The 25,968-nt window shown below is 64.1% G+C and carries 23 protein-coding genes and 1 pseudogene; 4 read left to right on the top strand and 20 right to left on the bottom strand.

The annotated features are described in order from the left end of the window. Positions 1-237: 237 nt before the first annotated feature. The 3 genes from AC1DYK_RS16210 to AC1DYK_RS16200 are packed head-to-tail and all read right to left on the bottom strand — an operon-like array spanning position 238 to position 3,559. Positions 238-1,737 carry a M81 family metallopeptidase gene (locus AC1DYK_RS16210; RefSeq protein ID WP_478167252.1) on the bottom strand — a complete coding sequence of 500 codons (1,500 nt, stop codon included), beginning with the start codon at positions 1,735-1,737 and terminating at the stop codon, positions 238-240. A gap of 29 nt (positions 1,738-1,766) precedes the next feature. Further along, on the bottom strand, positions 1,767-2,741 hold the full coding sequence (locus AC1DYK_RS16205; RefSeq protein WP_478167251.1) for a Bug family tripartite tricarboxylate transporter substrate binding protein: 975 nt from the start codon (positions 2,739-2,741) through the stop codon (positions 1,767-1,769). Next, positions 2,738-3,559: an aspartate/glutamate racemase family protein gene (locus tag AC1DYK_RS16200; RefSeq protein ID WP_478167250.1), complete on the bottom strand. Its 822-nt coding sequence runs from the start codon at positions 3,557-3,559 to the stop codon at positions 2,738-2,740. Before AC1DYK_RS16200 ends, AC1DYK_RS16205 begins: the two co-directional genes overlap by 4 nt. Positions 3,560-3,634: 75 nt before the next feature. Between AC1DYK_RS16200 and AC1DYK_RS16195 the strand changes: the two genes are divergently transcribed. Beyond that, entirely contained in the window at positions 3,635-4,573 is a 939-nt protein-coding gene (locus AC1DYK_RS16195; protein WP_478167249.1) for a LysR family transcriptional regulator, read from the top strand. Positions 4,574-5,359: 786 nt separating this feature from the next. On the opposite strand, the gene AC1DYK_RS16190 is transcribed toward AC1DYK_RS16195, so the two are convergent. The 8 genes and pseudogenes from AC1DYK_RS16190 to AC1DYK_RS16155 all read right to left on the bottom strand — a co-directional run bounded on the left by AC1DYK_RS16190 (position 5,360) and on the right by AC1DYK_RS16155 (position 14,021). Further along, complete coding sequence (locus tag AC1DYK_RS16190; RefSeq protein ID WP_478167248.1) at positions 5,360-5,650, bottom strand: YciI family protein; 291 nt, start codon at positions 5,648-5,650, stop codon at positions 5,360-5,362. A 75-nt stretch (positions 5,651-5,725) separates the two neighbouring features. Continuing rightward, positions 5,726-6,364, bottom strand: coding sequence for a LysE family translocator (locus AC1DYK_RS16185; RefSeq protein ID WP_478167247.1), 639 nt, complete (start codon positions 6,362-6,364; stop codon positions 5,726-5,728). A 169-nt stretch (positions 6,365-6,533) separates the two neighbouring features. Beyond that, a complete protein-coding gene (locus AC1DYK_RS16180; protein WP_478167246.1) occupies positions 6,534-6,956 on the bottom strand; it encodes a GNAT family N-acetyltransferase in 423 nt (140 codons plus the stop codon). 220 nt (positions 6,957-7,176) lie between these two features. Continuing rightward, a complete protein-coding gene (locus AC1DYK_RS16175) occupies positions 7,177-7,635 on the bottom strand; it encodes a hypothetical protein (protein ID WP_478167245.1) in 459 nt (152 codons plus the stop codon). Positions 7,636-7,684: 49 nt separating this feature from the next. Further along, positions 7,685-10,018, bottom strand: coding sequence for a putative Ig domain-containing protein (locus AC1DYK_RS16170; protein WP_478167244.1), 2,334 nt, complete (start codon positions 10,016-10,018; stop codon positions 7,685-7,687). A gap of 553 nt (positions 10,019-10,571) precedes the next feature. Next, positions 10,572-12,095 (bottom strand): DUF1254 domain-containing protein, encoded by a 1,524-nt coding sequence (locus AC1DYK_RS16165; protein WP_478167243.1) that lies wholly within the window; start codon positions 12,093-12,095, stop codon positions 10,572-10,574. 228 nt (positions 12,096-12,323) lie between these two features. Further along, positions 12,324-12,434: pseudogene (locus tag AC1DYK_RS16160) on the bottom strand (integrase); the annotation flags it as partial. Between the two features lie 42 nt (positions 12,435-12,476). Continuing rightward, positions 12,477-14,021: a methyl-accepting chemotaxis protein gene (locus tag AC1DYK_RS16155; RefSeq protein WP_478167242.1), complete on the bottom strand. Its 1,545-nt coding sequence runs from the start codon at positions 14,019-14,021 to the stop codon at positions 12,477-12,479. A 426-nt stretch (positions 14,022-14,447) separates the two neighbouring features. Between AC1DYK_RS16155 and AC1DYK_RS16150 the strand changes: the two genes are divergently transcribed. Further along, positions 14,448-14,774, top strand: a complete 327-nt coding sequence (locus AC1DYK_RS16150; RefSeq protein ID WP_478167241.1) for a hypothetical protein — start codon at positions 14,448-14,450, stop codon at positions 14,772-14,774. A 130-nt stretch (positions 14,775-14,904) separates the two neighbouring features. Here the strand turns inward: AC1DYK_RS16150 and AC1DYK_RS16145 are convergent, their stop codons facing one another. Then, positions 14,905-15,603, bottom strand: coding sequence for a winged helix-turn-helix transcriptional regulator (locus tag AC1DYK_RS16145; protein WP_478167240.1), 699 nt, complete (start codon positions 15,601-15,603; stop codon positions 14,905-14,907). Positions 15,604-15,707: 104 nt separating this feature from the next. On the opposite strand from AC1DYK_RS16145, the gene AC1DYK_RS16140 reads away from it, so the two are divergent. After that, a complete protein-coding gene (locus AC1DYK_RS16140) occupies positions 15,708-17,177 on the top strand; it encodes an FAD-binding oxidoreductase (protein ID WP_478167239.1) in 1,470 nt (489 codons plus the stop codon). 38 nt (positions 17,178-17,215) lie between these two features. Here the strand turns inward: AC1DYK_RS16140 and AC1DYK_RS16135 are convergent, their stop codons facing one another. The 5 genes from AC1DYK_RS16135 to AC1DYK_RS16115 are packed head-to-tail and all read right to left on the bottom strand — an operon-like array spanning position 17,216 to position 21,412. Then, positions 17,216-17,848, bottom strand: coding sequence for a hypothetical protein (locus AC1DYK_RS16135; RefSeq protein ID WP_478167238.1), 633 nt, complete (start codon positions 17,846-17,848; stop codon positions 17,216-17,218). Beyond that, entirely contained in the window at positions 17,845-18,474 is a 630-nt protein-coding gene (locus AC1DYK_RS16130; protein WP_478167237.1) for an SCO family protein, read from the bottom strand. The genes AC1DYK_RS16135 and AC1DYK_RS16130 overlap by 4 nt, the downstream gene beginning before the upstream one ends. Continuing rightward, the gene (locus AC1DYK_RS16125; RefSeq protein WP_478167236.1) at positions 18,474-19,088 is read right to left on the bottom strand and encodes a c-type cytochrome; all 615 of its coding nucleotides are present in this window, start codon (positions 19,086-19,088) and stop codon (positions 18,474-18,476) included. Before AC1DYK_RS16125 ends, AC1DYK_RS16130 begins: the two co-directional genes overlap by 1 nt. Beyond that, entirely contained in the window at positions 19,063-19,776 is a 714-nt protein-coding gene (locus AC1DYK_RS16120) for a cbb3-type cytochrome c oxidase subunit II (RefSeq protein WP_478167235.1), read from the bottom strand. The genes AC1DYK_RS16125 and AC1DYK_RS16120 overlap by 26 nt, the downstream gene beginning before the upstream one ends. 4 nt (positions 19,777-19,780) lie before the next feature. Next, positions 19,781-21,412 (bottom strand): cbb3-type cytochrome c oxidase subunit I, encoded by a 1,632-nt coding sequence (locus AC1DYK_RS16115; protein ID WP_478167234.1) that lies wholly within the window; start codon positions 21,410-21,412, stop codon positions 19,781-19,783. A gap of 252 nt (positions 21,413-21,664) precedes the next feature. On the opposite strand from AC1DYK_RS16115, the gene AC1DYK_RS16110 reads away from it, so the two are divergent. Further along, entirely contained in the window at positions 21,665-23,077 is a 1,413-nt protein-coding gene (locus AC1DYK_RS16110; protein WP_478090250.1) for an aminotransferase-like domain-containing protein, read from the top strand. A gap of 19 nt (positions 23,078-23,096) precedes the next feature. Here AC1DYK_RS16110 and AC1DYK_RS16105 read toward each other — a convergent pair whose 3' ends face one another. From AC1DYK_RS16105 to AC1DYK_RS16095, 3 genes are all read right to left on the bottom strand, one after another. Further along, a complete protein-coding gene (locus AC1DYK_RS16105; RefSeq protein WP_478167233.1) occupies positions 23,097-23,879 on the bottom strand; it encodes an adenylate/guanylate cyclase domain-containing protein in 783 nt (260 codons plus the stop codon). Then, positions 23,876-24,961, bottom strand: coding sequence for a carboxymuconolactone decarboxylase family protein (locus tag AC1DYK_RS16100; RefSeq protein WP_478167232.1), 1,086 nt, complete (start codon positions 24,959-24,961; stop codon positions 23,876-23,878). Before AC1DYK_RS16100 ends, AC1DYK_RS16105 begins: the two co-directional genes overlap by 4 nt. Positions 24,962-25,027: 66 nt before the next feature. Beyond that, entirely contained in the window at positions 25,028-25,966 is a 939-nt protein-coding gene (locus AC1DYK_RS16095; RefSeq protein ID WP_478167231.1) for a DUF3616 domain-containing protein, read from the bottom strand. Positions 25,967-25,968 lie beyond the last annotated feature (2 nt).

Here is a 25,968-nt window from a genome sequence, read left to right as displayed (position 1 = left end):
GTCGTCCTCGGTCGCCAGAAATCCATCAAGGCTTGTAGATGTGTAGTACTGGGTTTTCATGGTTCGGGAAGTCCTATTGATTTTTAAGCGTCTGGCAGGCGCTTCCGGGCGAAAACTGGATGTCCGTGGCGTAGTTCCGCTCTTGGCCGCATTCTGCCGGACACGCACTGGCTTCACCGGGCCCGTCGCGGTGGAAGGACCCCTCGAGCGACGGCAGCAATCAGCGACGCAGTGCCGTCAAGGACTGAAGGTCAGTCTCCCATAAGGATAGTAGTCGACCAGGTTCAAGTTCTTATACGGCAAGCCGTCAAGTCGTGTCGTACCCAAGAACGGCTCGACGGGCTCAACTAGCAGAACTTCGAGAGAGAAGCCGCTGTCGTAGAGACCGCGTCGAAAGTGAACTCGAGACTTGATGGCAATCACATCAAACTGGCCCAGGTCGAGGTCCATTGCCTCGAGCATCTCCAGCTCGGCTATCTGCATGAGGTTCGAACTCACAACGACCACGTTTCCATCGCCAAAGCGCACGCTTATCCATTCGGCCCGGCTGCCAGTCGCGTCTCTAGCTGTTCCTTTGGCGAGAACAGAACCGAAAATTCTCACAGGCTCACCGGCGGACGTTTCCACTCGACCTCCAATTGGGTAGTCGAAAGCGTCGCCTATCTTCACGCCGGCGGCAAAGAGCTTTCGGACCAAGTCACCGTCCGCTATCGTCGCGAATAGAGTCTTTCGAGCGTTGAGACGGAGCATCTCGGTCAGCAGCCACGTGGCATACCCCGAACGGTCGCTATGGTCCGCCAGAACTACAGGTCGCCGCCCGCCGGTCACTGCTTCCACTGCCAGACGCGCACCATCCTCGATGGAGTGCACCTTGGTCGAGCTAAGAAGCGATTCCCTTTGCCTCCAGGCGGTACTTGCCATGTCCTTTGCCACTTCGTCTGCTAGTCGTTGGTCCCCGTTGGTGATGACCTGGATGGTCATGCCGGCATCGGGCGTGTCCGCCCAAGGGAATCCAAAGAAGACATTGACGTAGGTGTCGGGCTTACGGGCCTCCCATGTCAAAGCGCGCTGAACCAAATCCATCCATGGAGATGCGCCGGTCCACTGGACGACCGTGGCGGAGATGATGGGCACCTTCAAACACGACGAGGTGGGCCGGTAGTCGCCTCTGATGCTTCGAACCATGGCGCGGGCCGCTCGTTCTCCTTGCAGATGCATGTCGTAGTGCGGGTAGTACTTGACGCAAAAGGCGAGGTTCGCGGACGCGAGGAACTGCTCGTCTTCATTGCCATGCGGGTCGAACGTAGCCGCAATCACCACCTTGGGACCGACGAGCTTTCTTACACGAGCGGCCAGTTCTGCCTCTGGCCGCGAAACACCTCTCACCGCCATCGCTCCGTGCACTGCCATGTAGGCTCCGTCGAAGGGGCCGCGCTCTTTCATGTCTCGAAGCATGGCGCCCACGAAGTGCTCAAAAGCCTCGTTGGTGACCCAGCCCGAGCCAATGCCGGTTTTCGGGAACAGAGGCGATTCGATGCCAACGAGCTCGACTTCCGAGTACTCCCTCGCACACTTGACGAATCCACCCATATAACCTTGCGGGTCATAGCGCAGCAGTTCCTCATCTCTGCAAGGTGACCCCTCGTAGATAAAGTCTGAGAGCTCGGTGTCGTTTGGCAGAAAGGTGACCGTCTCATGCGAGAAGTGAAGGACGGCGATACGAATTTTCTTGCTCACGAAGCTTGTCTCCATGGTCCTTCATCGCCTCAGGAATTGGCTGCGCCGCTCTTGCGGACGAGGGCAGACCACTTTTCCTGCTCTGCCTTCACAAACCGGATGAACTGCTCATCCGACATCGGCGGGACGGCCTTGACGCCCGTCTGACGATAGAAGTCAACGCTCGCGGGAGTTGCATTCGCCTTTTCGACGGCCTTTTTCAAGGTCTGAATCACTGGCTGAGGGGTTCCTATAGGAGCTGCAACGCCGCCCCAGGAGACTGTCTCGTAGCCCTTGAGTCCAGCTTCTTGAAGCGTCGGCACGCTCGGGAGCAACTCGCTCCGTTGGGCGGAGGTCACCGCAAGCACCCTCACGCGACCATCCTTCGCGTAGGGTCCAACTGAAACCAAGTTGTCGAACATGAAATCAACACGACCGCCAAGAAGGTCTGTGTAGGCCGCAGAGGAGCCTTTGTAGGGGATGTGGACCGCGTCCACACCCGTCATTTCCTTGAAAAGTTCGCCGCTGAGGTGGCCCGTGGTGCCGGTGCCGGACGAAGCCATGCTGAGTTTGCCTGGATTGGCCTTTGAGTAGGCGATGAGCTCTTGAACAGTCTTTACTGGCAATGTTGGCCGGACCACCAGGACATTGGCGGTGGAGGCGGTCAGCGCGATGGGGACCAAGTCCAGCAGCGGGTCGTACTTCTGCTTCGGGAACAAGTACGGGTTTACCGCCAGTGTCCCGACGTTGATTGAAATTAGGGTGTAGCCGTCGGCCGGCGAGGAGAGTGCAGCAATAGTTCCCGTGATGCCGTTTGCCCCTGGCCGGTTGTCGATGACTACTGGCTGCCCTAAGACCTGCCCGAGTTCATTTGCGAGCACGCGATTCGCGGTGTCCGGCGAGCTGCCTGCTGCGAAGGGCACGATGAGTTTGACCGGCTTCTCGGGCCAGGTTTGAGCTTTGATGGGAGCAGAGTAGGCGAATAGGCTCGCGCATGCAGTCAAGGTGAAATTTCGACGATTCATTGTTTGTCCTGGGCCGGTGAGTGGATGGTGGAGTTTGTGCAGTAGGTGCCGTATGCCTTCGCCGCCAGCGCCTCGGCAAGTGAAGTCGCTGCGTCGACGACCTGTCCTGGATGCCGCTTGGCATCGACAACCAGTCCAAGCTCGGTGCAGCCCAATACGACAACGTCGGCGGATTCGAGAAGGCGCTTGAGGTGTGCTGTGACCATAGCTCGACCTCGATTCAAGTCCCCCGCTTTGATACTGAAAATGGCTTGATGAATGGCGTCTTCCTCGTTCTCCGATTGCTCGAGCACTTGGACGCCGACCGAAGCCATCGCCTTGCTGAACAAGCCACCGCGCTGCGTTGCCTTTGTCGCCAACACAGCGCACTTCTTCGCTCCGGCAAGCCGAACGACCCTCGCAGTCTCATCCGCGATATGCACAAGGTCTGAGTCCGGGAACAGGGTCCGCAGCTCGTCGAACCAAAAGTGCGCGGTGTTGCAGGCAATTCCGAAGACGCCGGCACCTGACGCCTTTGCCACGCCCATTGCGCTCACCAGCCCAGGGACCGGGCTGGGCCCGCCTTTGAGCAGTGCCGCGGAGCGGTCCGGGATAGGAAACTGAATGAGAACGTGCGGGGGATAAGCTTGGTCGGTGACGCTTTGCCGAGCAGCTCGCAACTGCCCTCGACATGCTTCAAGGAACCGCATCAGGACATCCGCTCCTGCGTCCGGCCCCATCCCAGCGATTAGCGCGACTTGGTTCATAATGAATTTGCTATCAAGTGAGGCTTCTGACTTCGCCGCCGCTCCAAGAGCAGCTACTTCGAGTTGCTCCAAAAGCCAAGCGAATCGTAGGCCGGGTTTCGCAGTTTGACCACCGATGGTGACGCATGAAGTTCATGCGAAAAACTCATGAAAAGAAGCATCCACGCCGCTCTCCCCTCTATCGATAGCCTCGTCATCTTCGAGCACGCGGCAGATGGCCTGAGCTTCACCAAAGCCGGCCAGCGCCTTGGTCTCACTCAAAGCGCAGTGAGCCGGCAGGTCATTGATTTGGAGGCGCTCTTGCAGGTCAAATTGTTCGCCCGAGAACGGCAGCGGCTGAAGTTGACGAACCAGGGCGCCGAGTTTCGTGAACTCATCAGGCCCGTCATCCAGGACCTGCGGGCAGCGACGCTTCGCATGCAGATGGGGGGGGATGTGCAGAGCAACGTGCTGAACATTTCAGTGGCAGCAAGCTTCTGCAACCTTTGGTTCATCCCTAATCTGCCGGCCTATTACTCACGGCAGGGCGAGGTCCGGGTGAATGTGATGCCGCACGTGGGCAGCGTCAACTTCGATTCCACTTCAATCGATGCCGCCATCGTCAATGCGGTCCAGCCGCCAACCAACTGCGAGTGGTTCAAGCTGTGCGACGTCGACGTCGCGCCCTACGCCGCGCCGAGCCTGTTGAGGCGCCTAGGGCAATCGAGCCTGGAGGGTTTTGAGCGCATTCCCGCGGTCGAGCTCAAGGAAATGAACGGGACGTGGCCCAAGTACCTTGCACACGTGGGCATGGGGGCCACTGGCATCGACTACGTCGGCGGCAACCACTCGCTGCTCCTACTTACGTATGAGGCTGCAGCAGCAGGACTGGGAGCAGCGCTTCTTCCGCCAGAGTTTGTGCCGGCCGGTGACCAGCGGGGCTCCCTTAGGCGACTGCATGACAAACTGCTGCACACCGACCGGTCTTACTACTACTGCTGGCCTTCTGCTTCGAGAAAGCTTGAAGCTGTACAGTCCTTGGGAAGCTGGCTGAAGCGAGAGGTTGGTGCCGCCCGAGAGCGCGGGAACAGGACAGCAGCCAGCTAGTTTGCGTCCGGCACCTTTGGCTATCAATGAGAGCGTCGTCAACGAACGGCAGCTCGCGGCCGATTGTTCATCGAGACCAGCGGTGTGCACGCGCTTCAGAACCCGCCGTTCCAGGTTCTGCAGGCGTTGTTGTGCGCGCGCCGCGAAGGTCCTGCTATGAGGAAGTCGAGCAGACCATCGAATGTCTGGTTGTGGCCGAATGTCGAAGTTGCGGCGAGCGCTACTGCGAGGGCTCATGCTTTATCCGGATTGTGTCGGATGTGGCGTCTTGAATCGCTGCGGCATCAGCCGGAGGCATATGAACATCGAAAGCCAAGAAGCGAAGGCGAAGCCCCCTATTTGAAGCGCGAGGCGGGTTCCGCCGTACCCGAGGGCAAGCGACAGCGCTAGGCCCCAGAACGCGACGAAACTAAAGGTCATGGCACCGAAGACCGCCATGCCCGTTGGTAGGTCCCAAGGAGGAAGCCTGAGCGAAGGAATCGACGCTTGCTGACCGTCTGGTCGGCGGCGGAGTTCCAGGGCGAACATCACAGTGAAGCAGAGGACGGCCAAAGGCAGCGCCGCGAGGAGTGTCAGGTAGGAAGCCCCTCCGGATGACCCCGCGACCAAGTATCCCCATAGGGAACAAAAGGCAAACCAGAACACGTAGAAGACGCGCATCTTTCCCTCTCAACTCTCCAACCCGAAATTTTTGCACTGTGGTCCAACAGCCGCTATTGGCCGGGTGCCGTCGGTCGCAAGGCACATCGTTGTGGTGGAAGCGCCGCGAAATCTGCACGCTCTCGCCTAGATTTCCTTCAACACTTCTGCACCCGGTGAGGTCATGCTCGGTGTGAATTCGATAACGTCCACGCGAGCGCATCCGCTCTTTGCAAAGGGGTCTTGCTCCAAAATTGCGTCGAGTTCTTGTCGGTTGCCTGAGCGCGCGAGTATCACGCCGCCTTTGCGGGGCACCTGCCGTCCTGACGCGATGAAGAGGCCGCTGTCGTAGTGCTTCTTCAACCAACCGACGTGCTGGGTCATGAGCGCGTCAAGCTCCTCGAGCGGGCGGATGTATGTCAGAGTAACAATGAACATGGGGACCTCGTTCCTAGATTGGAAATGGGGTGGCGCACGCGAACTTCTGCTGGTGGCCGAACCCGGGTTTCCGGCCTACGCGTCTTTGGCCGCACGCTTGACGGTGGCCAGTAGAGCGCCCGCGCCCATAAAAGTCATTCCCGATAGCCGGTTGAAGGCCTTTGCCCGCCCCTTGACTCGCAACCATGGAGAAAGGCGCGAAGCGAACGAGGCGTAGGACATCAGCCAGAACAGCTCGAAGCAGACGAAGGTGCCGCCAAGAAGGGCGAACTGGTACAGCTGAGGCGCAGCCGGATTGATGAACTGCGGGAAGAACGCAGTGAAAAAAAGCAGGGCCTTTGGATTGCTTGCTCCCACCAGAAATCCCTTCGCGTAGAGCGCCTTCCGACTTGAGCGACCGGCGGTGCCGAAGGGAAGTTCGAAATTGGAAGTAGTGGAACGCAGTGTCGTGATACCGATGTACAGCAGGTAGCCGACGCCGAACCATTTGATGGCATGAAACAGGGTTTCGGACGCGGCGAGAGCGGCACCCACCCCGATAGCGGAGCACGCCATGATGCCGACGACGGCGGTGACACTGCCGATGGCTGAAAAGAACGTGCGCCGGACCCCATGATTTACTGCGTTGGAAACGCACATCAAGACGCTCGGACCTGGGGTGACGGTCAACACGAAGACAGCGACGACGTACAGAAGCCAAGTTTCCAGAGACATGAAGATTCCTAACGGTAGCTAGACATTGTGATGGAGTTGAGGGCACGGCCAGCGCCTCCATGGGGCCGTTGTGCGCACCTGGAATGTCCGCTTCCTGGCGAATTCTCGGCATGGTCGACCGGCCGGCTGTGGCCGGTGACGGCTGTTGGCTGCATTCTGCCCTTGGTCCTCATAGCTTCTTCATCATGAACGCCAGGTAGAACCCATTGGTGTGGTTGTCGATGCGGCCAAACTCTTGGTAGCCACGCTTTGCATAGAAGTCGGGGGCCTGCCACTCAAACGTGTCGAGCTTGGCGCTGTGGGCGCCCAGGGCCTTCGCCTTCGTCTCGGCCTGCTCAAGCAGCGCGCTGCCAAGCCCGGTAGCTCTGGCCGACTCGTCGACCCAAAGCACGTCGATGTGAAGCCAGTACACGAAGACGTATCCGCGAAGCCCTCCGACCATTCGACCTTCTTCATCCCTGGCGCTGAGCCATATCGGCTGCGACTCGGGATACTCGCCCACGAAACCGTAGTTGAAGTGGCGCAGGCGTCGACCGAGCTCGCCCGACCTCACTTCCTCCTGTGGCGCTTCGATGATGTTCCAGGCTGTCATAGCGGCTCAAGGAGTTGCGGGGCGCCGACTCTGCCTGGTCCTCCGAAAGTCGGCTCTCGGCCCGCATCCTGCCACAGCAACTGTCGCGACCGCATGGGTCTGGCCGGGCTACACATTGCTGAGAATGAAACCTCATCAAAATTGTGGAGGAGGCAGTTCAAGGGTCGATTTCAGGCGAATTCAGAGCGGGCGGCGAATGACTGGTTCTGGCCGAATTCTGTCAGTCTGTCTTCCGCCTCAGCCAGCAATATGTGTTTGGCTCGTGGTGCCGAGGCCCAGGCGGCGCGATGCCGCCTCCAGCGCCGCAGCCAGGCCCGTTGATCGGCGATCCCACGATCTGCGACCGCGACAAAGGCACGACACCATCGAATGGTGCGGTCACCTGCACGTCGCCGAGCATCTGGCGGTAGTAGCCGGGAACTTGCCCTGATTTTTCCGCAGGCCCATCGGAAGCCGCATGGGCAGAGACCGTGAGCACCGCGGCGGCGAGCCAGAAAAAGCGATCGCCGGCGAACGTCGCCAACACCTTCTGACGGTCCTTCGCGCGGGTCCGTAGCTCCTCGGAGGTCCGAATGCCATGCTGGCCCAGCTGCAGTCGAATGAGGGCCAGTGGATGCCGCCGGAGGCTCAGGCCGATTGAGCCGTAGTCGTCGGCAATCGCGTCGCCTTCCTCCGGCACCGCAAACTCGAACTCTATTGGAAGCCCAGGTGCCAAAGCCCCGCGGCAGCTATGGGCTCTTTGGGACCACCCGATACAACTCAGTCGACTGCGTGAAGCCATAGGGAGACTCGCCTGTATCCGATATTCCACCAGCGACGAGGACGCGGCCGTCCGGCAAGGCGATGGCTGAGTGTCCCGACCGCGCCTGCAGCAGGCTCCGCGTGGCAGACCAATGTCCAGTAAGCGGGTCGTATATCTCGGCCGACGACAAGAAGTCTGGTTGATCGAAGCGGAGCCATCCGCGGATTCCCCCTGCGACCAGAACCCTGCCATCCGCCAGCAAGCTGGCCGTATGACCAAAACGAGCCTCGCTCATGCCACCGATCTCGGTCCACACGTGCGTCACCGGATCGAACAGTTCAACCGATGAGGTGATGCTACTTCCCGTCGCGCCGCCCGCCACGAGCACCTTCCCGCTCGGCAACACCGTCACCGAATGGCCAAAACTCCCTTCGCGCATGCGCCCGGCGCTCGACCAACGTCCAGGATAGTAGTCGTAGATTTCGGCCGAACTCAGGTCGACGACGGTAGATAGATCACTTCCATATCCCCTTCCCCCGGTGACCAGGACACGCCCATCGAGCAACAGCGTGGCCTTATGCTGAATACGGGCCTCCGTCATGGGATTGGTCACATACCAGTTGCCGGAGGTCGACGTATACCACTCCGTCGAAGCAGAGTAGCGGTTACCGACAAAGCCTCCGGTGAGCAGAACGCTGCCGTCCTGCAATCGCGTTGCCTCATGGTCGTAGCGAGCCACGCTCATGCTGCTCGTCTCCACTACTTGGCCCGTAAGCGGGTCGTAGAGATCAGCGGCGTTGCCTTTGAATGACGGGTCACCGGTGGGACCTCCTCCTGCCAGAAGCACCTTTCCGTCTCGCAGAAGTGTGGCGCTCGCGTCGGAACGCGGTGAAACCATGGTCACCGCGTCGGTCCAGCCGTCGGTCGCAGGGTTGTAGAGCATGGAGGCTGGAGTGCCCCGGTACTGGGCGGCGAAGAACCCCGTCACTAGGATCCGTTGATCCTGAAGCAGCGTAGCTGTTTTGAGGATGAAACCTGGCTTCATGGGCGCCGCGGCAGTCCAAGTGCCATCAAATCCGTTGGTCACGGTTATGCGCAACTGAGTCGCGACCGCGCCAGCACTGTTCGCCCCTTGCACAATGTAGGTCGTCTCGGCCTGGGGGCGAAGCGGTGTCCCGCTGATGACCCCGGTCTGCGGATTCAATCCCAGCCCCATCGGAAGCCCCGGTGACACCGAGTAGGCACTGATCTTGCCGCCTTGGCTCATCGGCGTGTCAGGCAGGATCGATTCCCCCACCACGTAGAAGCGCGTGGGATTGGCGTACCAAAGGTTGGTCGGCGCGAACACCTGGGCCTGCACCTCGATGCTCACACGCACCGTGGTGTTGCCCGCGCCGTTCGTGCCTGTCACGACGTACACGGCCGGCGCGCTGACTACGATTGGCGTACCGCTGATCACACCGGTCGATGCGTTCAGCGAGAGGCCTGCCGGCAGCACGGGGACCACGGCGAACTTGGCAATCTCGCCGCCGGTGGCCGTCGGACGATTGGGCGTGATCGACTGCCCGAGCGGATAGCTCACGGTCTCGTTCGTGTAGTGCAAGGTATCCGGCGCGACTTCGGCCGCACGCACTTCGATCTGCAATCGTGCCGTGACGCTGCCCGCGGCGTTGCTGGCCGTCACCGTGTAGATCGCTGCGGCAGCGACCTGCGAAGGCGTGCCGCTGATGATGCCGGTTCTCCTGTCCAGGTTCAGGCTCGCGGGCAATGCGGGCGAAACGCTGTAGCTGACAACTTCGCCACCCGTGCTGCTCGGACGGTTGGCCTGCGATGCGTTGCCGACGACAAGGATGATCGATTCGTTGCCGTAGCGCAGGGTGTCGGGCGCCACGGGCCTTGCGGATATCTCGATTGTGAGCGCCGCCGTGGTGCTGCCGGCGGCATTGCTGGCGGTGACGGTGTACTGCGTGGTCGCGGACCGTTCAAGCGGCGTGCCGCTGATCGTGCCGGTGGCCGCATCAAGGCTTAGGCCTTTGGGCAAGTCCGGAGAGATCGTGTACGTGGTGACCGCACCGCCGCCGTGGCGTGGTTGGTTGGACTCGACGGGAACGCCTTGAACGTAGACCACTGAATCCACGGCGTAGCTCAGCCCGACCGGAGCTTCTTCTCCTGCCGCAGCGGCGTGATCCGCCTGGGGCAAGGCTGCAACCACCGTGGACGTCGCCCCGAATGGTATGCCGCCGCCTCCACCGCCTCCACAGGCTGCCACCAAAATCAAGCACGAGATTGACGTTGCGAGGACGCCGAGCAGATGATTCAATGCGCTTCCCGTGTAAGCAAAAAGTGAGCATTGTAGGGAAGTGCTGACCATTCAGTCAGGATTTCAGGGAGGGGTTTTCGCTTACCCGCGCTGCGGACGTGCCTCACATGTCGGCGCTTCGCCGCTGCTTGGTCTTTCGAAACGAGGCGTTTGCGAGGCGACGCCCTGGCAATTGCGTGAAGCGAAACCGGGTCGCACCCCCCGGCGCAAGACATGCGCTCGCGCGCTCGATGTCGGCACGCAACAGACGGCCTGCCTCACTATTCCGCTCAGACAGCTTGCCAAGCTGTGGTCTCGGGACCACGGTCACGCTCAATGCCGAAACCGGGTACCAACGCTGGGTTGATGTGGATTGACCAGCCCTGTCAGGGGCCGATTTCGCGCGCTAGTTGAGAGCCCGCTTCGTAGGTCCGGTATTGGCCGCATCCTGCCGCATGGCTGGTGGCCGTGACGGGCCCATAGGAGTCCTTCCCTTCTGCTCCATAGCAGACCCTTGGCAGCTGACTTCTGATGTGTGCCGACGCAAAGCAACACAGGCGACGTGCCCAAGGTGTCACAAGGGAACGATGTCAGGCAGTGCCCACGTCTTGTCAAAAAAGGCCTGCGTGGGTCCGTACCAGCGAAAGTAGGCAAACCAGCCTTTTCCGGGCAGCGTCTGAATCCAGTTGCTCTCACGCCCGGCCGGTGCTGCAGGGCCGAAGTAGAGGTCCACTGAACCATCTGCATTCGGCCTGAGGCTCGGCTGTTGCGAATCGATGCCAGGCTTCTTGCTCGCGGTCTGGACCATCGAGCGGGTCATGTTGTCATAGACCGTGACCGCCCAAAACTCCTTGACGGGGACGTTGGCAGGTACGCGCAGCCTGTAGGACCTGCCGCCGTCGAGCCAAGCGCCGCTCTTGTCGCGCGCCGCACTCATGTATTGCGAGCCGGCGCCGACGATGGGCTTAATCATCCCGTCGGCTATGGTGATGGCCTCGAAGGTGTAGTCCGTGCGCTCGTCGAGTTGGCTGTAGCCCGCGGCCTCTTGATTCGGGTTGAGCGTGAGCACCCAGTCCCACTGGGTGCCCGGGTAGCCCTTTGCGTTGTCCAATCGTGGCGCCATGCTGAGCGTCTGGGCCATGCGAAAGCCAACGGTCGCCGCCTCGGTGAGGATGGCCTTCTGCCGCGCGTCAGGGTTGAAGGGCTTGCCCTTTTCGATGCCGAGCGGCTTCAGCATGGCATGGAAGAACCGGTCGCGCGTCTCGACGGGTTCGGCCTCGACGGCCTGGGCAAGCAGTGTCCAGTATTCGAAGCCTTGAGGTGGGATGGTGTCAGCCGGCTTGCCACCCGTTCGCACGACGCGCGTGTTCGGCGGACGCTGCGCCTGGTCCAGCGGATAAACCTTGATGGTCGCGAGCAGGTCCGCGGCGGCCTTGACGTTGCCGTCCTTCACACCGGCGCGTCCAATGTAGAACACCCGGTTCGTCAACGAGCGGCCTGGCAGGTAGCCGGCAGGAATCTGTCCGCCATACCCCGGGGGAACCAGGAGGAACTTGCCTCCGAGGCCCTTGTCGGGCCCGAACGGTCCCACTTCGACAACAGGGCGCTGCCACATGTCGTCGATGACGCCGTACACGCCGGCGGGCGACTCAACGACCACGGGCCCGCCGCGCAGGTCGACAGGGATGCCCGCGTAGATGGTCGTGTTGTTCGCGGTCAGTGCAACAAAAGACGCACTGGTGTACTCGTCGTTGACGCTAATCTGGTTGTAGCCGACCCCGAGGTCCCGGTTGCCCTTGACCAAGGCCTCCATGGATACGAGGGGCGTGGCCCAGATGTACGCCTGGGTCGCCCGCTGGAAATCGAGCTCGTCGTACAGCTTGCGAACGCTTTCATCGCTTGGATAGCCGGATTGCAGCTCAATCTTCCCGACGCGGGTCTGCAGCGTCTCCACCGGAGAGGCGCAGCCGACGGCAAGAACTGCCGCCACAAAGCAAGCGGTGAGGGTGGCTTTCGGGCCGTTAATGACCATGGCTTGTTCCTTGACGTGGCAACAGGCCAGTGTCACATCGGTCGACGGCTTCAGCAATTGCACCATGGGGCATTCAGGGCATCGCGCGGCTTTGCGAGACGTCGATACCCAAGGACTGCTATCCCGCAATTTCTGCGGCGCGGCCGAACAGCCGCTTCTGGCCGCATCCTGCCCTCCACAGGGCCACTCGAAATCCAGTGCTCGGCCTGAAGCTTACTTGAACCAGCTGATGAAGTCAGGGAACTCGCCAGAGTCCTCCCAGCCCGGTCCAGCACGGCCGAGCGGCCGACGGCTTCAGGCGTCGGTCTGCTCTGCGAGTTCCATCGCGTCTTCAACTTCGATGCGAAGGTAGCCCACCGTGCTCTCGAGCTTGCCATGGCCGAGCAGAAGTTGCACGGCGCGCAATGTTGCCGGAACTGGAGGGCGATTCAGGGCTGCTGCTTCGGTTCAACGGAAGACGTTGACTGCTTCGAACAGGCGCCCGGCCTGTTGCTGCAGGCTCTGGGATGCCATGGTGCCTTGTTCGACGAGCCCGGCGTTCTGTTGCGTGATTTGGTCAAGATGTCCGATAGCCTGTCCGACCTGGGAGATGCCGGCGCTTTGCTCGATGGTGGCGGAGCTGATTTCGCTGATGAGGTCCGAAACGCGCTTGACCTGCGAGACGATGGCTTCCATCGTCTTGCCCGCGTCGTCGACGAGCTTGACGCCGATCTCAACCCGTTCGACGCTGGCGCCGATGAGGCTCTTGATTTCCTTCGCGGCCTCTGCACTGCGCTGTGCCAGATTGCGCACCTCGCCAGCAACCACGGCGAAGCCACGTCCCTGTTCGCCGGCGCGCGCGGCCTCCACCGCCGCATTGAGCGCGAGGATATTGGTCTGGAAGGCAATGCTGTCAATGACGCCTATGATGTCGGAAATCTTCTTCGAGCTAGCGGTAATGTCGGTCATGGTTGCCACGACCTGCGAGACCGCATGGCCACCCTTGGCGGCAGCCGTGCTGGCCGAGCCCGAGAGCTGGTTGGCCTGCTGAGCGGTCTCGGCATTATTCTTGACCGTCGCAGTCATCTGCTCCATAGTCGCCGCCGTCTCCTCAACGCTGGCCGCCGCCTGCTCGGTGCGCGAACTCAGGTTGGTGTTGCCTCGCGCGATTTCCGTGACTGCGACCTGCACGGTCATCACCTGCTGACTTACGTCGTCAATGAGCCAGCGGAACATGAGCCCTAGTTGGCTGACGGTCCGCATCGCCATGCCAATCTCGTCGACGCGGTTCATTTGCGCGACATCTCGGCTTTCGCCTGTTGCCACACCCAGGGCCTGTTTGAGCAGAACTTCGAGAGGTCTTGCGATTTGCATCTCGAGCACGGCAGACACGGCCGAGGCGGCGACGGCGGCCCCCGCACCGAGCTTGGCAACGCCCGCCCAATCGGCGGCAAACATCGCTGCACACAGCAGGAAGAAGAACCACATTCCAGTCATCGTCAGGCGAATGCGTCCCCGCACCGAAGTCTTCTGACCCAGGCTGAGTATGGAAGCCAAGCCTGTGCGGACGATGAGCCCCTTGTGGAACTTGCGACGGCCCGCGCGCCCTTCGCGGAACTCACGATACAGCGTCTCCGCACGGGCGGCCTCGTCACGGCTGGGCTTGGTCCGCACGGACATGTAGCCCACCTGCTGGCCGTTTCGCACCACCGGGACGGCGTTCGCACGAACCCAGTAATGGTCGCCGTTCTTTCGGCGGTTCTTCACCAGCGCAGACCACGGCTCGCCGCCCTTGAGGGTGGCCCACATGTCCCCGAAGGCCTCCTTGGGCATGTCCGGGTGGCGGACGAAGTTGTGAGGCTGCCCCTTGATTTCTTCGCGTGTGAAGCCGCTGACCGCGACGAACGCCTCGTTCGCATAGGTGACATGGCTCTGCGTGTCCGTGGTGGACATGAGCGTGGCGTTGTTGGGGAAATCGAACTCGTGCGGGGTGACTGGTTCGTTGAGACGCACTGAAGTTCCTCTCTGGGTGCTGGTCGACTTTGGCGCCGATGCCCACTTCGACGGGATGCCGGAAGCAGTGCACCTTCTATCGGCCATTCCAGCGAAATATTTAGGGTATTTCCCTATAAAAAAGGCGACTCAGAATTTGCAAGGCTGCGGGTCGCCCCTTATTAGCTTCAAGGCAGTCCAGAGCTTGCCGTGCAAGCAAAGCAGTCTCGACCCCCCGCAATCGGGCGCGGCGGTTCATGGCTCAAAATTTGAGATGAGCTCGAAGGACTGCCTCTGGCCGGTTGCGCCACCGTGACAAAGGGCACAACTGCGGACCCGGTACGAGGTCAAGCCCAAACCGCGGAGCTGCACTAACCAAAGTCCAAATCCTCGACTGAACCGGGCACATTGAAGTAGCCTGCGATGCACTGAAGCGACAGGAATCCCATGAATGCACTCGAACTGAAGGGTCCCAGCACGTGGCGAAGCACAGCTGAACCACTGAAAGGGGGCGTCAGCTCCAGCGTCAACGACCTCGCGCATTGGATGTCGATGGTCTTGCAGAACGACACCTACCGGGGGCGTCCGGTGGTCAAGGCCGAGGCCCTGCTGCCCGCGATCAGTCCGCAGATCGTCAGTTCGCCGCCGGCCAACGCGTCGGCGCGCGCGGGCTCCTATGGCTATGGCTTCGTGGTCGGCTCTTCGTCCTCGGGGCGCGTCAAGCTTGGCCATTCGGGCGCCTTCATGCTCGGTGCGGGCGGAACGAGGCTGTGACGGGCTTTTCAAGAATCGCCGGCATTGGTCGTTGAGCCGCGTGTCAGCATGGGTAAGCGTCTCAGTGCCAACATCCCCTTGCATCCGATCGCTCCGCTGGTAGCACAGGGGAGCCATCGCGTCCACGAGGTCAGTCCGCAGGGCTCGTGGCGGTGCGAAAGACCGGGCTTATGTGGGCAAACATGCTGCGGGCGTTCCAGGTTGGGAAGGCTCTGACGAGCGATGAAGGGCCGTTGAGTCGGATGCGGCCCTCGCGGGTGGCTTGCGCCCAGGTGAGCTGGCCGGCGTGCCATTTGACAAAGGCTTCGGCTTCCGCCGTGATGTAGAGGTCCTCGTCGTGGCCGAGGTACGTCTTGCAGATCTCGGTGTCTCCGAGTTCGATGAGAAGCCAATAACGTTCAAGGCGCGGGCGGCCGGAGAAGTCGAAGCGGATGACGACGCGTCGATCCGGGAGCTGGTCTCTGCGGAGCGCATTGCACATTGACCACAGGGCCACGAAGGGGTCGAGGTGCTGGGGGGCAATCTCGAGCCAACGCGCACCCCACTCGCCGAGCGACTGGCAGACCGTGAAGAGCTCGTGGCCCGCGGAGGTGAGCTTGTAGTGGTGCCCGCGGCCGTCGGGCTTGGGTGCCGATTCGACGATGCCGACGAGTTCGAGCTGCTTCAGCCGCTGTGAGAGCAGGGTACGGGAGAGTCCGGGCGCGCCCTCCAGGATCGCGCAGTAGCTTCCGCAGCCAAGGTGCAGGTTGCGGATGATCACCGGTGTCCAGCGCTCGGCGAATATTTCGGCGCCACGGGCGATGGGGCAGTATTGGCCGTATGTCCTCACGAGGCCAGTATTGCGCCCCCGCCTTCGTTAGGGAAGTCCAGATTCTTGACTTTACGGCCGCGGTCCGCTGTGGTCGGATGTGGTCGTCGAGACAGGAGGTCACGATGACGACAGCGACAACCGCGGAAGTCGGCCGCGAGAGCAAGGTGCCGACCGTCATGGAGATCGACCGGTTCCGCGGCCGGCTGATCCGTGCCGACGATGCCGACTACGACACCGCCCGTGCAGTCTGGAACGGTGCCATCGACCGGCGCCCGCGCCTGATCGCCCGATGCATCGGGACCGCCGACGTGGTCGCGGCCGTGCGGTTCGCCCGCAAGCACGATCTGGAAATCGCCATACGCGGCGGAGGCCACAACGTCGCGGGCACCGCCGTTTGTGACGACGGGATCGTCATCGACCTTTCGGCGATGCGGGCCGTGCGGGTCGATCCCGCCGGCCGCAGGGCCTGGGTGCAGGGTGGTGCGCTGTGGGGCGACGTCGACCACGAGACGCAGGCGCACGGCATGGCCACCACCGGCGGAATCGTGAGCCACACCGGAGTCGCCGGGCTCGCCCTCGGCGGTGGCGTCGGCTGGCTGATGCGCAAGCACGGTCTCACGGTGGACAACCTCCTCGCCGCCGACGTCGTGACGGCCGACGGCGAGCTGCTGCGGGCGTCCGAGGAAGAGCACCCCGACCTGTTCTGGGCGTTGCGAGGCGGCGGCGGCAACTTCGGCGTGGTCACCTCGTTCGAGTTCCGCCTCCACTGCGTCGGACCCACCGTCCTGGCAGGGCCGATCGTCTGGGACGCGAGCGACGTCGGCGAGGTCCTCCGCTGCTACCGCGACGTCGTCCGCGACGCTCCCGACGCGTTCGGCACGGTCGTGAGGTTCGGCACCGCGCCACCGCTACCGGTCATCCCCGAGTTTCTGCACTGGCGCCCGGTGGTAATGATCGGTACCTGCTACGCCGGTCCGATCGAGGACGGTGAGCAGGTGCTCCGCCCGCTGCGCGCATCCCGGACTCCTCTCCTCGACCTGGTCGGGCCCACGCCGTACCTGGGATTGCAGAGCGCGATCGACTCGACCGTCGTCCACGGCTGGAACTATTACTGGAAGTCCACCCATCTCCCCGAGCTCCGCGACGACCTGATCGACGTGATCGCCGAGCACGCGTTCTCCTGCTCGTCGCCGCGGTCGTATGCGGCGATGTTCCATCTGAAGGGGGCGGTGAGCCGAGTGGCCGAGGGCCGGACGGCGTTCGGGAACCGGCAGGCATCGCACGCGATCACCCTCGATGCCGTGTGGCGGCCCGGCGAGGACTTCGGCGAACGGGACACCGCTTGGACGAGGAGCTTCTTCGCCGCCCTCGGCCGCTTCCGCGAAGGCGTGTATGTCAACTTCCTCGGTGGCGACGAAGACCCCGGGCGAGTCCGCGAGGCGTACGGCGACTCCGTCTACGACCGCCTGGTGGACGTGAAGACCACGTACGACCCCGACAACATCTTCCATCACAACCAGAACATCCGCCCGAGGCAAAAAACACCGGAAAATTCAGCCCATGTTGAAACCAGGTTCAACGCAGCGTGGTGAATCTGCCCACAAGGCGTTGATTTGCATGGGTGCCCGGCTCAGCCCTGGTCGCACATCGACCATGGCGCCAGCGAAGGCACCTGCCCCACCGCGACGTCTTCCGAACGCCACGAAGAGCGGGCGACAACCCACAGCCAGACGGCCAGCCCCGCCGACGCCCAGGCCACCATCGCACGGCCGGCCTGCCCCTGCTGGTCGACCAGGTACACGCTGCACAACTGCTGCGGCGCTTCCTGGTACATCAGGCCCGCGGCCAGGGTCATCCAGAACCAGTTGAGGACGATGAAGGCCTGCAGCACGGTTCCGGCGCGGGCCCAGGACGCGCGCAGCAGCAGCCCCGCGGCGACCAGGCTCGCGACCTTGGCGACGGCCACGCCCGTGTGCAGCACGGCCAGGTCGAGCGCCGCCGGCACCATCCAGAACCCGGTCACGCACAGCGCGAACAGCAGGCCCGGCAGCCCGTGGGCGTTCCAGCGGCCGATGGCGCGGCTCAGGCCGTCTCCGGCCCGGGCGGCCGCGAACCCGCCGAGCAGGAACAAGGCGGGCAGCTCGAGGCCCATGTGGCGCGCCATCGTGTGTTCGAGCCAGGGGTGCGCAGCCGCCAGGCCGGCCAGCAGCAGGCCCGGAACGAGCTCGCGCAGTGGGTGGCTCCAGCGCCTCGCCATGCTCATGCGCCTCCGGCGCTGCGCAGGTAGTCGGCCAGCGCGATGTCCGGGCGATCGATGTCATAGGCGCGGCTCAGCCGGCCGTCCTCGCCGATCAGGAACAGCGCCGCGTTGTGCGAATAGCCGCCCTGCCCGTCCGGCAGCACGACGACGCCGAACAGGTCCAGCATGGCCCGCAGCTGGCCAGGATCGCCGACGCCGGCAAAGCGCCAGACCGCGGGGTCGGCGTCCAGCCGCCGCGCCTGTTCGGCCAGCACCTGCGGCGTGTCGTTGGCCGGATCGAAGCTGAGCGTGAGCAGCCTCACCCGGTCGCCGAGCCCGCGCGCCTGGATCTCGCCCTGCAGCCAGGATTGCCCCGCGACGCTGGTGAGGCACACGGACTGGCAGCGCACATAGGCCAGCGTGACGAAGGTGACCCGCCGCGCGGGCCGGCCGTAGTCGCTCAACGCCAGCGGCTTGCCGCCGGCGTCGATCAATCCGATCGCGGGCAGCGTGCGCGGCGCACTCGCGAGCTCGGCGCGCCTCACGCCGTCCGAGGTCACGGCGGCGAAGCCATGGGTCACGGCCGTGAACGCAGACAGCGCCGCGACGGCCACGATGGCCGTCGACGCCAGCGTGCGCCAGCCGCGCATCACGGCGGCGTCCCGCCGGCCGACGCCACGAACTTCTGCAGTTCGGCAATGCCCGGCCAGGGCTGCGTGCGCTCCGCGCTGGCCTTGCGCGCGGCCTGCACCGCCGCCGCGTCCACCGCGGCGCTGGCATTGCCCCATTCGGCGCGGATGAAGCTCAGCACCGCGGCCAGCTCGGCGTCGTTCATCTGCTCCCCGAAGGCGGGCATCGAGCCGTTGTAGGTCGTGCCGGCGACTTCGATCGGACCATTCAGCCCGTGCAGCACGATCTGGATCGGGATCTCGGCCGGCCCCTTGACCCACGACGCATTCGCCAGCGGCGGGAAGACGCCCGGCAGCCCCTGCCCGGCCGCCTGGTGGCAGGCCTGGCATTTGGCGACGAACAGCTGGCGCCCGTCGACGGTGCCTCCCTGCACCGGCGCCGCCCCCTTGGCCAGGGTGGCCGGCGCGCGCTGGTCGCCCAGTCCCGCGAGGCCATCGGGCCTGGCCAGCAGGATGTAGCCGACGGCCCACACCACGAGCGCCAGCGCCAGGCCCAGCACCACCCGCGGCACCGGGTTGTACTGCTCGTGCGGATCGGCGTGCTCGCTGCTACGGCTTTGCTGGGGCTGCTTCATCGTTGTTCTTTCCTGTGGGGACTTCGGGCGACGCGTCGGCGGCGGCCGGCGCTTCGAGCCCGCGGCGCGCCGGCAGCATGCGCGTGACGGCCTCCGCCTGCGCCGGCGTGAGCACCGGGTACTCGCGCTGCAGGCCCTGCAGGTAGGCCACGAGATCCAGCGCCGCCGGCGTGGCGACCACCGTCTTGCCGAGCGGCACGGTACCGGGCGGCAGCGCCACGATGCGCTCGCCCTTGGCCGCGCTGCCTTCATTCTTCACTTCGAACAGGAAGGGATACGACGGCATGATGCTGCCCGGCACGTAGGCGCGCGGCTGGAACAGGTGGCCCAGGTGCCAGTCCGCGCTGGGCTGGCGCACGCCGATGTTGAAGAGGTCCGGCCCGGTGCGCATCGTCCCGAGCAGCGGCGGCTCGTCGTAGTGGTAGTCGCCGGCCACCGAGGCGCGGCCCCAGCCCCGCTGCGCATCGGCGATACCGGCGCCGGTGGTGCTGGGCTGCTGCGTGTGGCAGGCGATGCAGCCGTTGGCCATGTAGACCGTGCGGCCGCGCAGTTCCTGGCTGCTGTAGGGCTTGAGGGCCGGCGGCGCCGGCTCGTCCTTGAGCTGCAGGAAGGGCACGATGATCATCGCGGCGGTGGCGAGCGAGAGCGTCACCATCGCGCCGCTCACGAGCTTGAGTTCGTTTTCCATGGTGTCAGACCGCCGAGGTGTGGAGTGCGATGCGGTCGGTCTGCGTGAACACGCCCGAGCGCGCGGTGATCAGCGCGACGTGCCACGCGAACACCAGGTGGCCCAGCGTCATCAGCGCGCCGCCGATGGAGCGGCCCTGGAGCCAGGGCAGCGTGACCGCGACCGAGTCCATGAAGGGGCGCGCCGGGTCGAGCAGGATCAGTCCCTGCAGGATGCCGCCGATGCTCAGCGTGATCATGTAGACCGCGAAGCCGGCCACCACCAGCCAGAAGTGCAGGCTGATCAGCGCGGGCTTCGGCCAGCGGGTGTCGAGGATGCGCGGCAGCGCAAAGTACACACCGCCGAAGATCACCATCGACACGAAGCCGTACATGCCCAGGTGCGCATGCGCCACCGTGAAGTGCGTGAAGTGGGTGACCGCGTTGAGCGAGCGCAGCGCTTCGAGCGAGCCCTGCAGCGAGGCCAGCGTGTACATCACGGCGCCGAAGAAGATGAAGCGCAGCACGTGGGAGTGCTTGAGGGCGCTGAAGTGGCCCTGCAGCGTCAGGTGCTGGTTGAGCGAGAAGGCCACCACCGGGATGATCATCATCACGCTCTGCACGATCGACAGCGTGATCAGCCACTCGGGGATCGGTCCGCCGATCAGGTGATGGGCGCCGACCTGGCCGTAGAAGAAGGCCAGGGTCCAGAACCCGAGCAGCGACAGGTTGTACGAGCGCACCGGCCGGCCGATGACCTTGGGTAAGAAGTAGTAGACGCAGGCGATCGACAGCGGCGTGTAGAACAGGCCCAGCACGTTGTGGCCGAACCACCAGTTCATCGTCGCCTGCTCGACCCCGAAGTGCACGCCGGGGATCTTGGCCACGATGTAGAGCGTGGGGAACCAGAACAGCGCCGCGCCCATGTACCAGACCGACACGTACAGATGCTGGACCTGGCGCCGCTGCAGCATCAGCGCCATCGGCAGGCCGATCAGCATGCCGCCGACGGCGAACAGGCCGCCGATCTGCCAGGGGATCTCCAGCCACTCCATGCCGGCGCTCAGGCCGATGGCGATCGCGCCCAGCCCGGCGATCAGGCCCGCGTTCCAGAGCACGGCGCCGACGATCACCAGGCGCCCGCCCATCAGCTGGGTCTTGAGCAGGCGCGGCAGCATCCAGATCGCCAGGCCGAGCAGGCCCAGCGGCGCCCAGCCATAGGCCACCGCATTGAGGTGCAGGGTGCGCAGGCGGCCCATCGTGAGCCAGGCCTGCTCGGTCATCAGGTCGGGCCAGTGGAGCTTCAGCGAGGTCAGCAGGCCGGCGGCCGAAGCCACCAGCAGCCAGACCACGGCCGAGCCGATGAGCACGAAGGCCGGGAACGCGCTGGAGCGGTCGGCCGCCTCGCGGACCGCCGCCTCGCTGGGCGCCATGCCCCGGGCCGGCGGTGCCTGGCCCGCAGTCACGGCGGCCAGCCGGCGCTGCTGTTCCGCGCTGGCCGAGGGCTCCTCGGGATGGCCGATCTCGCCGGCCGAGAAGATGGTGCGCGCGCCGGTCGATTCGGCATCGAACAGGCCCTTGCGCAGCGACCAGATGAATGCAAACAGGCCGGTGATCGACAGCAGGAAGGTGGCCAGCAGCAAGGCGGTGGGGTTCATGTCCTCTTTCTGTCTTCCCGAGGATCAGGCACGGGGCCGGGGAAGAACGTGGCCACGATCCTAGGTCGCATGGATCAGATCGTGAATCACCAGTTGCCTCACCAAAAAGCAGATCAGATAGCGATCCACCCGCCACTCCTTCACTGCAATCGGGCCGACAAGCTCACATTCATGCGTTTCACTACAATCCACGAAATTGCATATCAGCGCACGCCGGGCCAGCCCGTCGCGAGCTGCATCCGGGAGGCATTGATGAAGCTCTACGAAGCGCTGGCCGCCGACATCGAGGCGTCGATCCGCACCGGCGTGCTGCATGCCGGCGACCGCCTGGCGTCGGTGCGCCACACCAGCCAGAGCCGGGGCGTCAGCGCGTCCACTGTGTTCCAGGCCTATTACCTGCTCGAGGCCCGCGGCCTGATCCGGGCCAGGGAGCGGTCGGGCTACTACGTCTCGGCCGGCGTCAGGCAGGTACCGCCCGAACCGGACCTGACCTCGCAGCCCAGGGACGAATCGATCGCGGTCGACGTCAGCGAACAGGTGTTCGAGATCCTCGAATCCAGCATGACGCGCGATGTGGTTCCCTTCGGCTCGGCGTTTCCGAGCCCGTTGCTGTTCCCGCTCGGGCGGCTCGGCCAGGCCATGGCCTCGAGCGCGCAGTCGCTGGACCCCTGGAGCACGGTGGACGACCTGAGTCCGGGCAACGAGGCGCTGCGCCGCCAGATCGCGCTGCGCTATCTGGCCGACGGAATGCCCGTGCACACGGACGAGATCGTCATCACCAACGGCGCGCTCGAAGCCCTCAACCTGTGCCTGTCCGCCGTGACCCGTCCCGGCGATTCGGTGGTCGTCGAATCGCCCACCTTCTATGCGGCGCTGCAGGCGCTCGAGCGCATGGGGCTGCAGGCCATCGAGGTGCCGACCCACCCCCGCGAAGGCATCGACCTCACGGCCCTGGAGCATGCGATCTCGCGCCACAAGCCGAAGGCGTGCTGGCTGATGACGACCTTCCAGAACCCGCTCGGGAGCTCGATGCCGGAGGCCAAGAAGAAGGCGCTGGTGGAACTGCTCGCGCGCCACCAACTGCCGCTCATCGAGGACGATGTGTATGCCGAGCTCTATTTCGGCGACAAGCGTCCGGCGCCCGCGAAGGCCTTCGACACCCAGGGCCTGGTCATGCACTGCTCCTCGTTCTCGAAATGCCTGGCGCCCGGCTACCGCATCGGCTGGGCGGCGCCCGGGCGCTTCGTGAAGTCGGTCGCGCGCCAGAAGCTGACGACCACGCTGAGCGCCTCCGCGCCGGCGCAACGCGCGATGGCGCTCTACCTGGAGCGCGGCGGCTTCGACAAGCACCTGCGCAAGCTGCGCCAGACGCTGGCGGCCCAGCAGGCCACCTTTGCCGAGGCGGTCGGACACCACTTCCCGAGCGGCACGCGGGCGACCCGGCCCGCGGGCGGCTACTTCCTGTGGGTCGAGCTCCCCGAGGGCATCGACGCGCTGAAGGTCCATCGCCATGCGCTGTCGCTCGGCATCAGCGTGGCGCCAGGACCGATCTTCTCCGCCAGCCGCGCGTTCACGAACTGCCTGCGGCTGAACTACGGCCACACCTGGGATGCGCGCAGCGAGCAGGCCCTGTCGAGCCTGGGGAGACTGGTTTCGTCGCTGTAGTCTTGGCCGACAGCGCGCCCTACTTCTCGGCCTGCACGAAATAGGTCTGGATCGGCTCCGCCTTGCCCTTGACCAGGGCCGGCGGCATGGGGCGCAGGCGAAACTGATCGTCGACCGCGCGACGGATTTCCTCCGTGATCAGCAGATCGACTTCGTACTTGCCGGTCAGCGATTCGACCCGGGAGGCCACGTTGATCGGATCGCCGGTCACGCTGAACTTCGAAAGGCCCGCGGTCCCGATCACGCCTGCCACCACTTCCCCACCGTGAATGCCGATGCCGAAGCGAAGTTCAGGCAGGCCCTTCTGACGCAGGGTGTCGTTGTAGCGCGCCAGCTCCGAGCGCATGTCCAGTGCGGCGAGTACGGCGTCCCGCGCCTGCCAGGGATTGGATTCCAAGGCGCCGAACAGGGCCAGCAAGCCGTCGCCGACGAACTCGGTGACATGGCCGTGATGATGCGTGATGGCCACCGTCATGTGGCGGAAATAGTCGTTGAGTATGTTCACCGTGATCGCGGGGTCGAGGCGATCGCACAGGGCCGTGAAGCCTCGCAGGTCGGCGAACAACATCGTCACCTGGCGTCGCTCGGGTACGAAGGCGTCGCCGGTGCGGGTGAGCCGCTCCACCACGTCAGCCGGCACGAAGCGCTCGAACTGACGTTGCAAATTCTCCAGCTTGTCGTCGGCGGCCAGCAGCAGCTTCTCCAGCTGGTCGTTCTGGCGGCGGCCGCGCAGGACGAGTACGGCCAAGGTGGAGAGGGCGATGGCTCCGGCCGCGACCAGGGCCCACACCAGCGTCGTCATTCCAGCAGCATCGCCAGCCGGACGGTCCCGTTCGCCAGCGATGCCACGCCGATGGCTTCCAGCAATGCGTCGGCCCCCAGTGCCTCACCGAGGGCGCGCGTCCTTCGCTGAATCGACGAAGGCTCGTAGTACACCGTGTCGCGCGCCCAGGCCAGCAAGCCGGCTTCGCGCAGTGCCAGGCGGGGGCAACGAAGCGTCGCCATCGCGCCTTCGAACTCGGCCTGGCTCAGGCCCTCTTCCAGCAGCAGCTGGGTCGCCGCGGCTTCGCTATGCGGGCAGCCGAGTGTGCGCGCGATCACTGCGAACATCAGGGCCTTGGCGTTGCGGCTCAGCACCCCCGAGTCGAATGCGCCGTCGAGCGCCGCCTTCATGACGCTGCCTGCACGCAGACCGGCGAGCGGCGCCACGACCACGCCAAAGGGGCCGGCAGCCAACGCAGCCCGATCCGGCACCGCCTCCTCCGGCCTGCCTGGGGAGAACTTCTTCATCAACGGTATCGCGAGCGCGAGCACCCAGCGGAACGGTCCGTTGGCCATGCGTTCGAACTTCTGTTCGGGCGGACACGCCAGCAGCGTACTCACGCGGTTGTAGAAGCACCCGAGCGAGATCGCAAAGGCCATCTCGCAGACTTGCACCGGCGTATAGCCGAGCTCAAGCAGGGCGGCACGCTCGGCCGCAGCCGGGCGGGGCCTCGATCGGGCCAGACTGCGGCAAAAGGCGATGTAGGCGCGTTCCTTCTCGTCCAGCTCGGCCGTCTGCACGTCGCGTTCGACCTGCTGGATGAAAGACTCGGAATAGCCCAGCACCTTCATGTAGGCACGGTTCGCGCCATAGCAGTATCGACACGAATTTTCCTGCGCCGTCACCATGCTGCCGATGCGCTGCAGCCGCTCCGACAGGGTGACCGGCACGTAGTTCGTTGCCTCGTAGGCCGCCTCGCGCAGCCATCGGCTGGGAGCGACCCGGCGGTCTACCTCGAGGACCTGTGCGCCGCGGCGCTTGAGTTCGGCTTCCCACGCCACATCGTGCGCCACCGACAGGACCGGGTCGCTCCACTGGATCTCGCTCAGCAATACAGCCATGGGCTTCTCCACCGAAGGCATCGGCTTTGAAGCGAATTCTGCCGCAACGCCGAGCCGACCGTTCTCTCAGTCGAATCGAAGGTGATCGATGCCCAACAGCAGAAAACTGGCAGGGCGTCCTTCACGGCGGCTGCCGTCGTCGCTGACGACGATGATTCCTGGTCCTGCGTCGACGACGGCTGGACACACTCCCTCTGCGCGCGCGAGGCCTGGCAGACCGGGAATGGTGACGCGACGCGCAGACCCGTGCGGCTGGCCGTTCCAGCGCCAGAGCGAGAACTCGCCGCCTTCGCGCGACATCGGCCCGCTGACCACCAGGTACGCACCGAGCGAAGGCATGTAGGAAAGACCGCGGATGCCATGGCCGCCCAGATCCAGTTCGCTGAGGTCGGCGGCCAGCCGAGGCGGCGCGTCATCATCGAAGAGTGCAGCCGGATTTTCGACGCTGGCGATGATCGCGCGACCTTCGTGCAGCGGGCTTCGAAAGCCGATCAGCAGCCGCTGCTGGTCCGGGCACATCTCCAACGCCTCGATGTTGAGCCCTCCGGCGTCCTTGACGTCCCGGATCTCGGCCGCCGAGGCCAGCAACGGATATGCCATCGTCAAGGCGCGCTTGAGTCCGTGCACGACCTTGGGCTCGACCACGCGATGGCCGTCGACTCGGAAGCGGACCAGCCGTTCGCGCGACTTCTTCTCGTTGCCATCGTCGTCACGAGAATGCGAGGTGATGGCGTACACGAATCCCGATCGGTCCAGCGCAAGTCCTTCAAGATCGTCGAGCTTCCAGAAGTCGCTGAAGATTTGAAACAGCCCGGCAGTCAGGGGTGCACTGCCAACGCTTCCGTCAGCGCCCATCGTGACCAAACTGAAGGGGTGGTCTTTTTCGTCCTCAACCACAAGAAAGCGCCCGTCCGGCAACTGCTGGATCGCGGACGGCTCATAGATGCCGGCCAAGGGCCGGAAGGCAGGAAGAGTCTGCGGCACTCGGGCATTGTGGATTTCCATGG

This window comes from Variovorax sp. P2_H12 (genome assembly GCF_056403395.1).
Note: the sequence above shows the minus strand (reverse complement) of the source record. Positions and strands in the feature narration are given on the sequence as shown.

Bases quoted from the DNA above. Each gene is read 5' to 3' on its own strand.
- AC1DYK_RS16095 (WP_478167231.1), bottom strand. From the start codon at position 25,966: ATGGAAATCCACAATGCCCGAGTGCCGCAGACTCTTCCTGCCTTCCGG.
- AC1DYK_RS16195 (WP_478167249.1), top strand. From the start codon at position 3,635: ATGAAAAGAAGCATCCACGCCGCTCTCCCCTCTATCGATAGCCTCGTC.
- AC1DYK_RS16180 (WP_478167246.1), bottom strand. From the start codon at position 6,956: ATGACAGCCTGGAACATCATCGAAGCGCCACAGGAGGAAGTGAGGTCG.
- AC1DYK_RS16105 (WP_478167233.1), bottom strand. From the start codon at position 23,879: ATGACGACGCTGGTGTGGGCCCTGGTCGCGGCCGGAGCCATCGCCCTC.
- AC1DYK_RS16165 (WP_478167243.1), bottom strand. From the start codon at position 12,095: ATGGTGCAATTGCTGAAGCCGTCGACCGATGTGACACTGGCCTGTTGC.
- AC1DYK_RS16125 (WP_478167236.1), bottom strand. From the start codon at position 19,088: ATGAAGCAGCCCCAGCAAAGCCGTAGCAGCGAGCACGCCGATCCGCAC.
- AC1DYK_RS16185 (WP_478167247.1), bottom strand. From the start codon at position 6,364: ATGTCTCTGGAAACTTGGCTTCTGTACGTCGTCGCTGTCTTCGTGTTG.
- AC1DYK_RS16135 (WP_478167238.1), bottom strand. From the start codon at position 17,848: ATGAGCATGGCGAGGCGCTGGAGCCACCCACTGCGCGAGCTCGTTCCG.
- AC1DYK_RS16115 (WP_478167234.1), bottom strand. From the start codon at position 21,412: ATGAACCCCACCGCCTTGCTGCTGGCCACCTTCCTGCTGTCGATCACC.
- AC1DYK_RS16110 (WP_478090250.1), top strand. From the start codon at position 21,665: ATGAAGCTCTACGAAGCGCTGGCCGCCGACATCGAGGCGTCGATCCGC.
- AC1DYK_RS16100 (WP_478167232.1), bottom strand. From the start codon at position 24,961: ATGGCTGTATTGCTGAGCGAGATCCAGTGGAGCGACCCGGTCCTGTCG.
- AC1DYK_RS16150 (WP_478167241.1), top strand. From the start codon at position 14,448: ATGAATGCACTCGAACTGAAGGGTCCCAGCACGTGGCGAAGCACAGCT.
- AC1DYK_RS16130 (WP_478167237.1), bottom strand. From the start codon at position 18,474: ATGCGCGGCTGGCGCACGCTGGCGTCGACGGCCATCGTGGCCGTCGCG.
- AC1DYK_RS16140 (WP_478167239.1), top strand. From the start codon at position 15,708: ATGACGACAGCGACAACCGCGGAAGTCGGCCGCGAGAGCAAGGTGCCG.
- AC1DYK_RS16205 (WP_478167251.1), bottom strand. From the start codon at position 2,741: ATGAATCGTCGAAATTTCACCTTGACTGCATGCGCGAGCCTATTCGCC.
- AC1DYK_RS16120 (WP_478167235.1), bottom strand. From the start codon at position 19,776: ATGGAAAACGAACTCAAGCTCGTGAGCGGCGCGATGGTGACGCTCTCG.
- AC1DYK_RS16190 (WP_478167248.1), bottom strand. From the start codon at position 5,650: ATGTTCATTGTTACTCTGACATACATCCGCCCGCTCGAGGAGCTTGAC.